Below are 13985 nucleotides of genomic sequence, written 5' to 3'. Positions count from 1 at the left end.
ATCGCGGCCTTCCCTTCATGCCGCTATTCTACTGCCGGTCCTGCATCTGGCCGGTGTTGGAGGTGGCCGCAATGAGCCCCATCATGGCCGCATGCAGTTCGCCGACCTGGTCCCTGCTCAACCCCAGCCGTTCCATCATGGTCCCGGGAACATTAAGCGCCTCCTGCCGGAGCGCGGCGCCTTCGGGGGTCAACTCGACGGCAAGGGCGCGCTCATTTCCGTCTGCCCGCCGTCGCGTAATCAGGCCCGCGGCCTCAAGCCTGCGGAGGAGCGGGGAGATGGTGGCCGGTTCCTGGGCGAGGGCCTCGCTGATATTCCGGACAGTCCGGGGGCTCGCTTCCCACAGGCACAGCATCACCAGGTACTGGGGGTGGGTCAGGTTCAGCTTCTCCAGCACCGGCCGGTAGGCGCCCACAACGCTTCGCGCCGCCACCGTCAGGGCGAAACACAACTGGTGTTCCAGGAGCAGGTCCTCGTCCTGCCCCTGGTCACTGCCCGTTGCCGTTGTCATGGATCCTCCGATTGTTAGTGCACTAATCATTAGCGTACACTTTCAGCGGTAGGCATGTCAGGTAAGGAGCCAGTTTCATGGGTAAGGGCAACTCAGCAGGCAAGGAAAACGCTTCGCAGCGCTTCATGCGGGCCACCGGCAGGCTCCGGGCCATCTTCGGCCCCGCCAACCGCTCATCCCTGGGCCACGCCATGACGGATGAAAACCGCAGGCTGCTGGCCCAGCGGGAGGCTGAGACCCAGCAGTGGGAGACCGTGAAGCGGCCGGACGGCAGCACCTACGTGGTCCCCAGGAATCCAGAGGACAAATCCCTCCGCTGACCCCGGCAAAGCTGTCCTGGCCGGGAGCCTTTTCCGGCCCGCAGGCATAAAATAAGGGCACTGGCTCCTGCCGGCAGGAGCGCTTTCCCCGATGTCCGGGAAGGGGGTGGAAACAGTGGCACATGTACTCAGTGGTTTCATGAATCTCACCGAGAGGCTGCGGTTCGTCTTTGGCCCGGCCACGCGGCTGGACCCGGATACGCCTGTGGTCCACAAGCATGACGCTTTCGAACAAGCCTCGGAGGAGGACCTCTCGCACTTCGTCGTGGAAACCGATTCGACCGGCCATCACTACGCTGTGCGCCGGGAAGACCTCGAGAAGGAAAGCTGAACCGCCGGCTCAGGCCGGGGCATCCCAAACGCAGGAAAGCCGGGCTTCCTCCGAATATCGGAAGGAGCCCGGCTTTCCCGCGCCTCCGGCGGCCCGGCTTGGGCCTGGCTTGCCGGCCGTACTAGCGGCCGGTGCCGCCGTAGACCGTCGCTTCGTTTTCGCTGTCCAGGTCAAAGGCCTTGTGGATGACGCGCACAGCCTCGTCCAGGAGATCCGCGTGGGTCACAACGGAGATGCGGATCTCGGAGGTGGAGATCATGTTGATGTTGATACCGGCGTCGGAGAGCGCTTTGAAGAACGTTGCCGAGACGCCGGGGTGCGAGCGCATGCCGGCACCGATGAGCGACAGCTTGCCGATCTGCTCGTTGTACTCGATGCTCTCGAAGCCGATCTGGTCCTGCGCCGCATGGAGGGCCGCCAGCGCGTCGGCGCCTTCCACGATGGGGAGCGTGAACGAGATATCCGTCCGGCCCGTGCCGTGGGTGGAAACGTTCTGCACGATCATGTCGATGTTCGAGTGGGCGTCGGCGATGACCTGGAAGATCGCTGCAGCCTTGCCCGGAATGTCCGGAACGCCAACAACAGTGACCTTGGCTTCGGAACGGTCGTGCGCGACGCCGGAGATGATTGGCTGCTCCAAGGCAACTCCCTCTTGTGTGGTGATCTTGTCTTCGGCGCTGGGGATGACCCAGGTGCCTTCGTGCTGGCTGAATGAGGAACGGACGTGCAGGGGAACGCCGAACCTGCGGGCATACTCCACGCATCGCAGGTGGAGGATCTTGGCGCCGGACGCTGCGAGCTCCAGCATTTCCTCACTGGAGATCCGCTCGATTTTCTGGGCGGAGGGAACTACGCGGGGATCGGCGGTGTAGATGCCATCCACGTCCGTGTAGATCTCGCACACGTCCGCCTCGAGGGCCGCCGCCAGCGCCACCGCGGTGGTGTCTGACCCGCCCCGGCCGAGGGTGGTGATCTCGTTCGTGGCCCGGCTCATGCCCTGGAATCCGGCCACAATGGCGATGTTGCCCTTGTCCAGCGCCGTCCGGATCCGGTGGGGATCCACATCGATGATCCGGGCCTTGCCGTGGATGCCGTCAGTGATCATGCCGGCCTGGGAACCGGTGAAGGACTGGGCGGAGGCGCCCAGTTTATTGATGGCCATGGCCAGCAGCGCCATGGAGATGCGCTCGCCGGCGGACAGCAGCATGTCCATTTCGCGGGCGGGGGCGGAGTCTGTCACCTGGGCGGCAAGGTCCAGGAGTTCGTCCGTGGTGTCACCCATGGCAGAGACGACGACAACCACCTCGTTGCCGGCGGCCTGGGCGTCCACCACGCGTTTGGCGACCCGCTTGATTCCGTCCGCGTCCGCCACGGAGGATCCGCCGAACTTCTGCACGATGAGCTGCTTTGTCACCGCACGGCCGGTGGGCAGCCCCTGCGGCTGCGTTGCGTTGTGCACTTCGGTAGTGGGCGTACTCATGCGCGTACCTTCACTGGATCGGTAGGAGTTTGGAGGCCAGGCAGCCTGACGCCTGGTCGGCGCGACTTCTCCCCACAGTTTATCGCCGCCCGCTGCCGGGGGTTGAATTGTGACCATTTCCGGCCGGCTAAGCAGCCCCCGGAGGGCAGCGACGGCGTAGGCTCAGAGCGTCAGAATGCAATGACTGTGGGGGCAGGTGCAGATAGATGGCAATGATTTCTGAGGTACCGGGAGATTCGGACGGGCCGGTGTCCGACGACGGAATATCGGCACGGGGTGTCAGCCGAAGCTTCGGCGCGGTGCGCGCCGTCGAGCACATGGACTTCCATGCACCGGCAGGGAAGGTGACCGCCCTGATCGGCCCCAACGGCGCCGGCAAAACGACGCTCCTGCTAATGCTTGCATCGCTGCTGGCGCCGGATGAGGGGACCATCAGCGTGGGGGGCCTGGATCCACTCCGCCACCGCGCGCAGGTCAGAAGGCGCCTGGGCTGGATGCCCGATACGTTGGGCGTGTGGGAGTCTTTGACCGCCCGGGAGATCCTGGCCCAGATGGCCCGCTTCTACCGGCTGCCGGCCGAAGGCCTCGGGCAGCGGGTTGCCACCATGCTGGAAAAGGTGCGGCTGGACGATCTTGCGGACCAGCCGGCACGGGTGTTGTCCCGCGGGCAGCAGCAGCGGCTGAGCCTCGCCAGGGCACTGATCCACGACCCTTCCGTCCTGCTCCTTGACGAGCCCGCCTCGGGCCTGGACCCGGGCTCGCGGGTGGAGCTTCGCACTATGCTGCGGCAGCTGGCGGCGGAGGGCAAGGCCGTGGTGGTCTCATCCCACGTCCTCGCTGAACTTGACGAGATCGCCGACGGCGCAGTGTTCGTCAACAACGGCCGCACAGTCCGCCAGCAGACCACGGCGGAAGCAGCCGCCGCGGGCCGGCGGTACGCGATTTCCGGATCGGACCCGGCAGCACTGGCCGCCGGGCTTACGGGGCTGGGAATGGCATTCCGCGTCGAGGATGGCCGCCGTCCGGGCGTGAGCCTGGTGCTGAATAACGACGGCGATGCGGAGCGCCTCCTGCGGGACCTGGTGCTGGCCGGCGTCGGAATCATTTCCTTTGCCCCCGCCAGCGGGGCCCTTGAAGAGACCTACATGAACCTCGAGGGGGAGCGGCAGTGAGCCAGGCAACCGACAACAGGCAGGACACCTCCGGAAGCGGCGCATCAGCCGCCTATCTTGCGGGAATCAGGAATGTGGTGGTCCTGGAACTGAAGCAGCGCCTGCGTTCGCGCGGCTGGTACATCATGCTGGCCATCTGGTTTGTCCTGACCGGTGTGGTCACGCTGCTGACGTGGGCCAGCTGGAACGCTTCCCAGGCTGCCCAGCGGGCGTATGGAGGCTATGTTCCGCCGGAGCAAGCCGGCCCGGGTTCCATGATCTTTGAAGTGGTGCTGGCATTTGTCTTGTTGTTCGCATTGCTGGTGGCGCCCGCCTTGTCTGCCAATGCCATCACCGGGGACCGGGCAGGCGGCACCCTGGCGATCCTGCAGGTCACCCTGCTCGAACCCGGCCAGATCCTGTGGGGAAAGTTTTTTGCCGCCTGGCTGGCAGCCCTTGCGTTCCTGGTGGCCAGCGCGCCGTTCCTGGTCATCGGTGTGGCTCTTGGGGGAATGACGCCGGGACACGTGCTGGTGGCACTGCTGATGCTGGCCGTTGAAGTGGGTATCGTATGCGCCCTGGGCGTAGGGATTTCAGCTCTGGCCGGGCGGCCCTTGTTCTCCATCGTGGTGACTTACCTGGCGGTGGCCGGGCTGGTTTTCGGCACGCTGATTTCCTTCGGGCTTGGCACAGGCCTGGCCCAGGGCACCGTCATGGCCAACAACCCGCAGTACCGCCAGTACGCACCCCTGGAGTCCGGGCCGTTTGGGCCGGAGTACACCTGCTCGGGCCCGCTCCGGGAACAGCCTGCCCTCCGTACCGAGCGGGTTGCCTGGCTGCTGGGCATGAACCCCTTTGTGGTGGTGGCCGATGCCATCCCCTACCGCGACCGCACGGCGCAGGCGGGTTTCGCCTCCGTCGGGACCATCGAAGGAATCAGCCAGGGCGCCCGGCAGGCCATGGCGGGCCCGGACGGCACCGTCCCGTGCGCCAACGGACTGGTCCAGCCGCCGTACCTGGGGCAGAAGACACCGCTGTGGCCGCTTGGGCTGGGGCTTCAGCTGGTGCTGTCCACCCTGCTGATGTGGCTGGGCTGGCGGGCGCTCCGGACGCCGGCGCACAAGCTGGCCAGGGGCGTGCGCATCGCCTAGTCCGGCTCTGGACAGCTCTGGCGTGTTGGGCAACGATAGGACCCAGCCGGCACGTTCGCCGGTCTGAGCCGGGGCTGGGGCCTGTCCGTGGAAAGGCGGGGCTTCCCCATGGCCGACGACGACCAGCCTGCTGTGCATCCAGTCGCCGAACCCTTTTACGAACCGATAGGCGCGAACCCCGGCGGTACGGGCAGCCCCAGCTGGGAGGATGACGACGACGGCGGCCGGGAACAGGTGCGCGGCGGCCGGCCGGGCATGCAGCTGGCGTTGGCTGATGTGGTCCGCAGCATCCGTAGCGTCAGGTTCTGGGCGCTGGCGGGCGGCGCTGTCGTAGGAACCTGGGCTGCTGCCGCCGCCGCCGTAGTGATGTTTGCGTCGCTGGGACAGGGGAGTGGCGGGTACAACGCCCCGATGCTGGTGTACGCGCTCGCCGCAACCCTCGTGCCGTCCGTCGCGGCCTTTCTCGCGGTGGCCTGGGGCATGCAGTGCCATGGACAAGTTGCCGCCGCCCGGGAGCCGGCCGTGGGCGGCGGGATCCTCCCGGCGTTGCTGGCCACAACATTCCGTGGGCTCGTTCTGGCTGCCCTAACGCTCTGCGTACTGATGCTGCAGTCGCTGGCGGCCGGTGGATCAGGCGCTGTGGCGGCAGCTGCTGCCGGGGTCACCGCTGTTGAGGGCGCCGTTTTCGGCGCCGTTGGAGTGGGGGTGGCGGCTGCAGTTCGGAAATCGGGACCGGCCCGTGTGGCGGGCTGGGTATTAGCGGGAATCCTGGTGGCTGGCTCGGCCGGTGCTGCTGCCGCCCTGGTGCCTTTGGTCCGGGTGGTGGAACCAGTAACCGTCGCTATGAATGTGCAGTGGGGGCCCGCCGGCACACGCCAGGCCTACGAGTGCTCGGAAGTCCCGGCCGGCGTAGCCGAGGTCTACCATACCGAGCGCATCATGTGGCTGGCCGCCATCAGCCCGTCGGTGGTTTTCCTGGCGCTGGGCGCTGACGCCGATCCGGCCGGGGCTGTCCTGGGATGGGTGCCGGCAGCCATCCAGGAAGCGGGGGACGGCACCCAGGTCCCCTGTGTGAACGGGGAACCGCTGGCCAGGGATTCGGCCCGGATGCCCCTGCCTGTGGTGGGAATTGCCGGCCAGGCCATAGTGGCTGGAGCGCTGCTGGCCGCCGGAAACAGGGCGGCTGTTTCGCGCCGGCGTCCGCGGCCCTGACGCAGGTCGCGCGTGTGGCTCATGCCGCGCTTACCCGGGCCGGGCCGGGCCGGGCCGGGCCAGGTCAGGTGAGGGCGTTCCGGCGGCCCTCGAACGCCCTGCCAAGGGTGACCTCATCCGCGTATTCCAAGTCGCCGCCCACCGGCAGCCCGGAGGCCAGCCGGGTCACGGTGATGCCGATTGTCTTGAGCATACGCGCCAGGTAGGTGGCAGTGGCCTCGCCCTCAAGGTTGGGGTCGGTGGCGATAATGACTTCCTGGATGGCGCCGTCATTGAGCCGGGTCAGCAGCTCGCGGATGCGGAGCTGCTCGGGTCCGATGCCCGCAATGGGGTTAATGGCGCCGCCCAGCACGTGGTAGCGGCCCCGGAACGACCGCGTGCGTTCCACGGCCAGGACATCCTTTGATTCCTCTACAACGCAGATCACCGCCGGATCCCGGCGCGGGTCACGGCAGATGTTGCACAGTTCCTGCTCTGTGACGTTGCCGCAGACGGTGCAGAACTTGACCCGTTCCTTGACAGTCGTGATCGCTTCAACCAGGCGCTTCATGTCCTGGGGGTCAGCTTCGAGGATGTGGAACGCAAGCCGCTGGGCGGATTTGGGGCCCACCCCCGGAAGGCGTCCGAGCTCATCAATCAGCTCCTGGACAGCACCTTCGTACACGTTTTCCCCTTAGTTTGGGATGGATTGCGGGCAGGGCAAAGACTTGGAGCGGGGCCCCGTTTTACCGGGAACCGTCAATATCGCGGTGTGATGGGACTTCCGTCGGGGGAGCGCTCCTCAATCAGCTTCCCGCCCAGAATACGCTCCACCGCGGCACGGCCGAACACGCCGGACTCTTCGATCGTCTCATCATCTGCGCTCGGGATGTCCTGGACATAGGTGGCAGCAGCTGCCACGGCACGGGCCGGGGCCTTGGCGCGGCCGGCTTCCGCTTCAGGGCTGTTGGAGAGTCGCTGGTAAAGGCTTTGCCGTGCCTGGGCTGCGGCAGCCGAGGACGGCTGAGGAGCCTTGGCCGGGACAGCCTGGGTTGGAGCGGCTGCGGGAGCCGGGGAAGCTGACGCCATGGCGTACTCCGGGGCCCTCGCGGTGTCCGGTGAGGAATTGCCACCGCCCGGTTCCTCCGTTCCAAACCGTCCGGCGCCTGGAGATGGTGAAGACGGAGCCAGGCCCCAGTCCGGCTCCGGGCTGGCGCCGGCCCTGGTGACCGGGATTGAGGGTGGCACCTGGGCGGTGGCGGGCTCGTAGCGCGGTGCGGCAACCGGCCCGGTTGGTGCCTCGTCCGGCGCCGCCGGGGAAGCTGCCCTGCCCACATTGCTTTCTTCGCCGACCACCCAGACCCCGGGGGCCTGTTCCACGGCGCGGGTCCAAGGATCATGCGGTGATGCAGCCGTGCTGGCGGCAGCATCAGGCCCGTGAGGCTGGACGCCCGGGACGTCAACGGGGCCGGAGGTGGCCGGCGACGGCCCCTTTACACCGGAACCGGTGCCGGGGGTGCCCGACGGGCCTGAAGCGGCCGGCACTCCCGAGGGCCGGGACCGGTTGGACGGGGCCCAGTCCAGGGGAGGTTCTTCGTCCAGAGGCGGAGCGTCCTCGTCCCTGGCCGGACCCCAGTCGTCGTCGGAATATGAATAGTCTTCCTCCACGGCGGCGGGTGGCACCGAAACCGGGGCGGAGCCTTCGCCGGCCGCGACCTGCGCAGCGGGTTGTCCGGATGCGGGCCGCACGGCGCCGCTTCCGGGAAGCGGGGCCGAAAGTGCCGCGGCTGCTGCCTGGGCCGCTACGCCTTCCGGCGCAACGCCGTCGGCCTGGCCCGGATCAGCCGGTCCCTGCCCAGGACGTGCCTTTTGCTGGTGTTTTGCGTCCGGCACAGACTGCTGCGGGCTCGCGGAAACGGGCCCGCCTGCGGGGCCCGGCTGCCGTGCGGCATCGCTGCCCGTCGGGGCAGAAGCCGGTGCCAGCCCCCAAGCGACGTCAGCCGAAGTTGCCGCCGCCACCCGGCTGGCGGGCACTTTTGGGTTTGGGTCAGAGCTCGCCTGCGTGCCGCCACCGGCCGACGCAGTGATTTGGCAGTCGATGCCTACGGTCTTGTGGATGGCCTGGCGCAGATTCTCCGAATGGTCCGCCCGGCCGAAGGCTCCGGCAAGTCCGGACGTGGTGAATGCAAGGGTGAGGCTGTGGCCGTCGAAGGCAGCAACCTGGGCATTGGGTTCAACGAGCGCCCAGGTGCTGCGCTTGATTTTGGACAGGGTCTGCAGGACGTCGGGCCAGGCGCGGCGCAAGACCTCCACGTCCCCCATGGGTCCGGGCGCAGCGGCGGGCGCCGGCGGCGCGGACGGCGTCTCCGCCTGGCCGGTAGACGGGGATTCTTTGGGCTCGGAGGCGGGCTCCTGGCCCGAAGCCTGCGCCGGGCCGGAACCCGGAGTCTGCATGGCACCTTGCGCCGGACCGGACGCAGCGTCCGGCCCTACCGGGGCCTGCGGCGAGGCAAAGCCCGGGTCGCGTCCGGCTGGACGATCCGAAGAGGCGGGCGACGGGCGGTTCCCGGCCGAATCTTCTACCGGCCAGTCGCTGGTGCTGACCCGCGGGGCGGTCAAGGGAGAGCGTGGTCCGCCGACCGCAGGGGAAGCCTCCCCGACGGAGCCCGCTCCGGCAGCTGCCGGCGTGGCCGGGGCGCTGGGCGCCGGGCCCGCAACGGCCGGAGTTGCGGGCGCCGCTTTCGCGGCATCCCGAGCCGGACCATTGGCACCGGCGGCGCCAGTTGAAGATTCAGGAGCAGAGGGCCTTGTTTCCGGGGCAGGGGCATTGGACGCCGGGGGATGGGGTGCCGGGGCAGCGGCAGGGGCGGCGGCCGGTGTGGAGCCGTCCGCACTTGACCCGGCGGGAGCACCGACGTCGTTCCCGGCGTAGTTCAGCCTGCGCTCCACGCGGTCTATCCGGGCGGCCATGCCGCGCTCGTTTTGCTCCGAGCTGGGCAAAAGGATCCGGGCGCACAGCAGCTCAAGGTGCAGCCGCGGGGAGGTGGCGCCGGTCATCTCGGTCAACGCGGTGTTGGTGACGTCCGCGGCGCGAGACAGCTCGGCCGCCCCCAGGTTGTGGGCCTGGTTCTTCAGGCGGGCAATCTGGTCCGCAGGCATGCCGCGGAGAATGGTCTGGGCGCTTTCAGGCATCGCCTGGACGATGATGAGGTCGCGGAACCGCTCCAACAGGTCCTCAACGAAGCGGCGGGGATCATGGCCGGTTTGGATCACCCGGTCCACGGCACGGAAAACGGTAGCGGAATCAGAAGCGGCAACGGCCTCGACCACGTCGTCGAGCAGTGAAGCGTGGGTGTATCCGAGCAGCGCCACGGCAAGTTCGTAGTCCAGACCGTTCGGCCCGGCGCCCGCCATCAGCTGGTCCAGGACGGAGAGCGAATCACGGACGGAGCCGCCGCCGGCACGGATCACCAGGGACAGGACGCCGGGGGCCACCGGGACGTTCTCCTGGCTGCACAGGAGCTCCAAGTAGGCCATCAGCGGTTCCGGCGGCACCAGCCGGAACGGGTAGTGGTGGGTGCGGGAGCGGATGGTGCCGATGACCTTGTCCGGTTCCGTGGTGGCGAAGATGAACTTGATGTGTTCGGGTGGTTCTTCCACGATCTTCAGCAGGGCGTTGAAGCCGGCGGACGTGACCATATGGGCCTCATCAATGATGAAGATCTTGTAGCGGTCCCGTACAGGTGCATAGGTGGCCCGCTCGCGGAGGTCCCGGGCATCGTCCACGCCGCCGTGGCTGGCGGCGTCAATCTCTATGACATCCAGCGAACCGGAGCCGCCGCGGGCCAGCTCAACGCAGCTGGGGCAGGTGCCGCAGGGGGTGTCAGTGGGGCCCTGGGCGCAGTTGAGGCAGCGCGCCAGGATCCGGGCCGAGGTGGTCTTGCCGCAGCCCCTGGGGCCGGAGAAGAGGTAGGCGTGGTTGACCCGGTTTTTCCTCAAAGCCGTCATCAGCGGCTCGGTGACATGCTCCTGCCCGATAACGTCAGCAAACGAATCCGGACGGTATCTGCGGTAGAGGGCGGTAGTAACTGTCACAGAGAAAACCCTACCAATCCGGGCCGACATCCTGCCGCCCTGTGGGGGAATAGTAAAGACCCCCCATGCACCCGCCAGAGCCCATTTACCCTTGCTACCTTCCGGTCCTGGGGGAGTTCAACAGGATGACGCCACATGAGGGGCCGTCAGACACTTTACCTGAACTTCCGGCCCGACTCGAATCGGCCTTCGATCAGCGCCAGCCCTCCACCGGCCAGCTCATAAAGGCTGGTTCCTCATAGGGATGCGCAGCCCGCAGCGCTGCAACGACAGCGCCCAGCAATGCCTGGTCAACCACGCATTCAATCTTGTCCTCGGCCGCCTCCTCCGGTTTCCCCACCTGCCCAAGGTACGGTTCGGAGCCTTCCAGGGGAGTAAAGCGGCCCGTCCCGGACATGACGAACGAACAGTGCGAGTAATTGCCGATCCTGCCGGCTCCGGCGTCACCGATCGCCGCAAGGACCCGTTCCGTGTGGGACCGGGGGACGTAGACCACCAGCGCATGCAGCTTATTCATGATTTCCATCGTGCCCGAATGCGGCCGGCAAACGGACAACACCCGTTGCTTATCCCGGCAACTCCCCTGAATATGGGTACATACACCGATTGGGGCAATCTCCAGATTGTGAGGTGCGTGGCCTGGCTGAACGGGCCGGACCCGGCAGCTCAACGGTGTCCGGGGAATGGGCGCGTTGGGGGCGTCCATTTCGTGGTTAAGGAGCAGGGCCGCTGTCCTTAGGGCCCCTGGAGGACCAGCCGGTTTCGGCCAATTGGGCGATGCGGAAAACATCAGGTAACCTAGTATCTGCTTTTGATTCAGAAGCAGCTGGAGAATTCGCCTAGCGGCCTATGGCGCACGCCTGGAACGCGTGTTGGGTTAACGCCCTCGGGGGTTCAAATCCCCCATTCTCCGCCGGTGAGGACCTTGCCCCCGTTCAATCGGGGGCAGGGTCCTTTCTTTTGTTGCAGCGATCATCCCGCCTCCGCAGACGGTACGCCAAGCCGGCGAAGCCGTTCCCTGGCGGCTAGCTCGCTTGGACCCCTGCGTCCCAAGGCCAGGCGTACGACGCCGAGAACCAGCTTTGTCGCGAGCCTCACCGGCAGCGGCAGGGGACCCAGCCGGGGAACGTCCAGCCCGAGCATCCGGCGGTACCTTGGCTCCAGGCTGTACACGGCGCCCGCGAACAGGATCCGGTAACCCGGCCGGAGCACCCGGTTCAAGGGCGGGTTGCAGACGAATTCCACTGTCTCTGCCACACGGGCGTCACCGCGGAGATCACCGCTTTCGTACCAGCGGTCCAGTTGCCTGTGCAATTCCGCCTCGGTGAGCGGCGGGTCTTCCACTCCCATCAGCCGGCCGGCCTGGGCCCACTCCCGGACGTACGCGTCCGGTCCGCCGGGAATCGTGCCTCCCCACAGCTTGTGGGCGGTGAGGAAGGCGTCAGTGAAGGCCAGATGGATCCAGCTGGCCAGTTCCGGGTCGTTGGCGCTGTAGGTGCGCTGCGCCCCCTGGCTGTCGCGGTAGCTGCCCTGGACGGCCTCGTGCAGCCGGCGCACCCTCCGTGAGGCGTTCTCGGCGGCCTCCTTGGAGCCATAGGTCACTGTGAAGATCCAGCGGATGGTGTTGGCCAGCCTGCCCAGCGGGTCCTCGCGGAAGTTTGAATGTTCGTGGACGCCGGCAAGGGCGCCGGGGTGCAGGGACTGCATCAACAGAGTGCGGATTCCGGCGACAATGGGCGACATTGAACCGTGCACTGCCCATACCGCGGAACCGGGCAGGTGGTACCCCGGGTCATCGCCCTCCGCAAGATCCAATTGCCACTGCTGAACGCCTTCGGAACCGTTGCTGAAGGTTCGGACCAGACGCTTCTTGATGGGACTGAGAATGTTCCTGATGGTGCACGCCCTCCTGTGGAGAACTCGGCTGTAGAGCTTATCGTAAGCACCTTTTAGTGCAGCCGCAGCGACTGGTCCTGTACCACCTGGCGGCGCTGGAAACGGCAGTCTCCACAAAAAACCCCGCAGTGTCCCCGCTCCGGGGTTCACAGGGCTGCGGCCATATGCTCTCATGGTAGGTACCGTCAAGACGCGTGCGGGTGGCCAAGTCCTGGAGTCAGTCTTGTGGGCAATCACGCGGTATCCGGGAAGGACGATAAGAACGCCAAGGGCTTTTGCCTGCCTGTAGCGCGGGCACTGGCCGCCACGGGGGCGCTCGCCATTTCCGTCTGCGCCTTCAACCTCTCCGGCAGCGCTCCTGAAACGGGAACCGCAGCGGCATCCGTTGCCCGTCCGGGCGCCGGTGCTGCGGGGAATTCGACTGGTCTCAGTGCCGGCACCGTCGCTGGTACTGAGGCCACTGGATTTGCCGCCGCGGGACCGCCGTCGGACAGCCTTGTGGCGGCTCCCCGGACAGCCGCGGTCCTGGCCGCTCCCCAAGCCGAAATTGCCTTTCCACGCCCGCTCGTAGGAAGTCTCGGTGAGGATGCTCCGGCGCCGGTCACGGTAGGGCTCTCAGGGGTGGGAAGGCCGCCGGCAGGCTATCTCATGGCGCCCCTCAAACTGCTTATTCCCTCGTCGCCCTTCGGATTCCGCGTAAGCCCGTTGTCCGGGCTGGCAGGGGACTTCCATCTGGGCCAGGACTATTCGGCCCCCTGCGGGACCCCGGTCTACGCGGCGGATTCAGGCGTGGTCCGTGCCGCCGGATGGCATCCATGGGGCGGCGGCAACCGGGTTGAGATCGATCACGGCAACGGACTCGTCACCACCTACAACCATCTCGAGTCCATTGCCGTCCGCAGCGGTGACTTCGTCAATGTTGGGCAAGCCATTGCCCGGGTAGGCACTACCGGGTGGTCGACGGGATGCCACCTGCATTTCGAAACAATCCTCAACGGACGCCACACGAATCCGCTGAAATGGCGCCTCATGGCGGTACGCCCGCTTGGCGCCGGGCCCGCTGAGCTGCTGACCTACCTGCCAGTCCCCGGTGTTGCCTCCACGGGGCCCATACGCTGGACCATTCCGGTGGGGCTGGGCAGCGAGGCTCCCTCGGCCGCCCCCTGGGCAAATGTCCCGACGACGGCGGCTGGCTCCTCTGCGCGGCCAGCATCCTCGTCGCTGTTGGTGGCGACGGTCGACACCGGCACGCCGTCCCCCACGCCGACGGAAACTGGCACGCCGTCGCCGTCGCCGTCGCCGACGGAAACTGGAACGCCGTCGCTCACTGAGACTGGGACGCCGTCGCCGACTGAGACTGGGACGCCGTCGCCGACTGAGACTGGGACGCCTACCCCGACCGAGCCGGCCCCGGTTGAGCCCGCCCCGACCGAGCCGGCCCCGACCGAGCCGGCCCCGACCGAGCCTGCGCCGGTTGAGCCGGCCCCGACCGAGCCTGCGCCGATCGAGCCGGCCCCGACCGAGCCTGCGCCGATCGAGCCGGCCCCGATTGAGCCGGCCCCGATCGAGCCTGCCCCGATCGAGCCGGCCCCGATTGAGCCGGCCCCGATCGAGCCTGCCCCGATCGAGCCTGCGCCGATCGAGCCGGCCCCGATTGAGCCTGCGCCGATTGAGCCGGCCCCGGTTGAGCCTGCCCCGGTTGAGCCTGCGCCGATTGAGCCGGCCCCGGTTGAGCCTGCGCCGATTGAGCCGGCCCCGGTTGAGCCTGCCCCGACCGAGCCGGCCCCCATCTAACCGGCGGCATCGGCAACCAGCTCCTCATCGGCGCCCTGAAGTGCGCCGGAAATCCGTGCTGGAAA

The 13985-nt window shown here is 67.3% G+C and carries 12 protein-coding genes, 1 tRNA gene and 1 other RNA gene; 7 read left to right on the top strand and 7 right to left on the bottom strand.

The window, feature by feature from the left end; translation table 11 throughout:
• Positions 1-28: 28 nt before the first annotated feature.
• Entirely contained in the window at positions 29-511 is a 483-nt protein-coding gene (locus tag ACQ3DC_RS10860) for a MarR family winged helix-turn-helix transcriptional regulator (protein WP_157239334.1), read from the bottom strand.
• A gap of 77 nt (positions 512-588) precedes the next feature.
• Here ACQ3DC_RS10860 and ACQ3DC_RS10855 point away from each other — a divergent pair, with 77 nt between their 5' ends.
• Positions 589-831 carry a hypothetical protein gene (locus ACQ3DC_RS10855; RefSeq protein WP_157239332.1) on the top strand — a complete coding sequence of 81 codons (243 nt, stop codon included), beginning with the start codon at positions 589-591 and terminating at the stop codon, positions 829-831.
• A 115-nt stretch (positions 832-946) separates the two neighbouring features.
• Positions 947-1162 (top strand): hypothetical protein, encoded by a 216-nt coding sequence (locus ACQ3DC_RS10850; RefSeq protein WP_104999594.1) that lies wholly within the window; start codon positions 947-949, stop codon positions 1160-1162.
• A 121-nt stretch (positions 1163-1283) separates the two neighbouring features.
• Here ACQ3DC_RS10850 and ACQ3DC_RS10845 read toward each other — a convergent pair whose 3' ends face one another.
• A complete protein-coding gene (locus tag ACQ3DC_RS10845) occupies positions 1284-2642 on the bottom strand; it encodes an aspartate kinase (RefSeq protein ID WP_157239329.1) in 1359 nt (452 codons plus the stop codon).
• A 206-nt stretch (positions 2643-2848) separates the two neighbouring features.
• Between ACQ3DC_RS10845 and ACQ3DC_RS10840 the strand changes: the two genes are divergently transcribed.
• From ACQ3DC_RS10840 to ACQ3DC_RS10830, 3 genes are all read left to right on the top strand, one after another.
• Positions 2849-3814 carry an ABC transporter ATP-binding protein gene (locus ACQ3DC_RS10840; protein ID WP_430752215.1) on the top strand — a complete coding sequence of 322 codons (966 nt, stop codon included), beginning with the start codon at positions 2849-2851 and terminating at the stop codon, positions 3812-3814.
• Entirely contained in the window at positions 3811-4944 is a 1134-nt protein-coding gene (locus ACQ3DC_RS10835) for an ABC transporter permease (RefSeq protein ID WP_430752214.1), read from the top strand. The genes ACQ3DC_RS10840 and ACQ3DC_RS10835 overlap by 4 nt, the downstream gene beginning before the upstream one ends.
• A 108-nt stretch (positions 4945-5052) precedes the next feature.
• On the top strand, positions 5053-6156 hold the full coding sequence (locus ACQ3DC_RS10830; protein ID WP_430752213.1) for a hypothetical protein: 1104 nt from the start codon (positions 5053-5055) through the stop codon (positions 6154-6156).
• 64 nt (positions 6157-6220) lie between these two features.
• On the opposite strand, the gene recR is transcribed toward ACQ3DC_RS10830, so the two are convergent.
• The 4 genes from recR to ACQ3DC_RS10810 all read right to left on the bottom strand — a co-directional run bounded on the left by recR (position 6221) and on the right by ACQ3DC_RS10810 (position 10747).
• Entirely contained in the window at positions 6221-6820 is a 600-nt protein-coding gene (gene recR / locus ACQ3DC_RS10825) for a recombination mediator RecR (RefSeq protein WP_050056466.1), read from the bottom strand.
• 74 nt (positions 6821-6894) lie between these two features.
• Entirely contained in the window at positions 6895-10260 is a 3366-nt protein-coding gene (locus ACQ3DC_RS10820; RefSeq protein WP_430752212.1) for a DNA polymerase III subunit gamma and tau, read from the bottom strand.
• Positions 10261-10281: 21 nt separating this feature from the next.
• Positions 10282-10378, bottom strand: an RNA gene (gene ffs / locus ACQ3DC_RS10815) — signal recognition particle sRNA small type.
• A gap of 45 nt (positions 10379-10423) precedes the next feature.
• Positions 10424-10747, bottom strand: coding sequence for a hypothetical protein (locus tag ACQ3DC_RS10810; RefSeq protein ID WP_430752211.1), 324 nt, complete (start codon positions 10745-10747; stop codon positions 10424-10426).
• Between the two features lie 311 nt (positions 10748-11058).
• Between ACQ3DC_RS10810 and ACQ3DC_RS10805 the strand changes: the two genes are divergently transcribed.
• Positions 11059-11143, top strand: a tRNA-Ser gene (locus tag ACQ3DC_RS10805).
• 59 nt (positions 11144-11202) lie between these two features.
• Here the strand turns inward: ACQ3DC_RS10805 and ACQ3DC_RS10800 are convergent.
• Positions 11203-12093 carry an oxygenase MpaB family protein gene (locus ACQ3DC_RS10800; protein ID WP_430752270.1) on the bottom strand — a complete coding sequence of 297 codons (891 nt, stop codon included), beginning with the start codon at positions 12091-12093 and terminating at the stop codon, positions 11203-11205.
• 258 nt (positions 12094-12351) lie between these two features.
• Between ACQ3DC_RS10800 and ACQ3DC_RS10795 the strand changes: the two genes are divergently transcribed.
• Entirely contained in the window at positions 12352-13920 is a 1569-nt protein-coding gene (locus ACQ3DC_RS10795) for a peptidoglycan DD-metalloendopeptidase family protein (protein ID WP_430752210.1), read from the top strand.
• The last annotated feature ends 65 nt before the right edge of the window (positions 13921-13985 follow it).

It is taken from the genome of Paenarthrobacter sp. NEAU-H11, from assembly GCF_050573415.1.
Lineage (GTDB): Bacteria > Actinomycetota > Actinomycetes > Actinomycetales > Micrococcaceae > Arthrobacter.
The sequence above is the reverse complement of the archived record's forward strand: the minus strand, read 5'-3'. Positions and strand labels throughout refer to the sequence as shown.

Excerpts from the sequence above, each read along its gene's own strand:
- ACQ3DC_RS10860 (WP_157239334.1), bottom strand. The coding sequence starts at position 511 with ATGACAACGGCAACGGGCAGTGACCAGGGGCAGGACGAGGACCTGCTC.
- ACQ3DC_RS10855 (WP_157239332.1), top strand. The coding sequence starts at position 589 with ATGGGTAAGGGCAACTCAGCAGGCAAGGAAAACGCTTCGCAGCGCTTC.
- ACQ3DC_RS10845 (WP_157239329.1), bottom strand. The coding sequence starts at position 2,642 with ATGAGTACGCCCACTACCGAAGTGCACAACGCAACGCAGCCGCAGGGG.
- ACQ3DC_RS10840 (WP_430752215.1), top strand. The coding sequence starts at position 2,849 with ATGGCAATGATTTCTGAGGTACCGGGAGATTCGGACGGGCCGGTGTCC.
- ACQ3DC_RS10830 (WP_430752213.1), top strand. The coding sequence starts at position 5,053 with ATGGCCGACGACGACCAGCCTGCTGTGCATCCAGTCGCCGAACCCTTT.
- ACQ3DC_RS10820 (WP_430752212.1), bottom strand. The coding sequence starts at position 10,260 with ATGTCGGCCCGGATTGGTAGGGTTTTCTCTGTGACAGTTACTACCGCC.
- ACQ3DC_RS10810 (WP_430752211.1), bottom strand. The coding sequence starts at position 10,747 with ATGAATAAGCTGCATGCGCTGGTGGTCTACGTCCCCCGGTCCCACACG.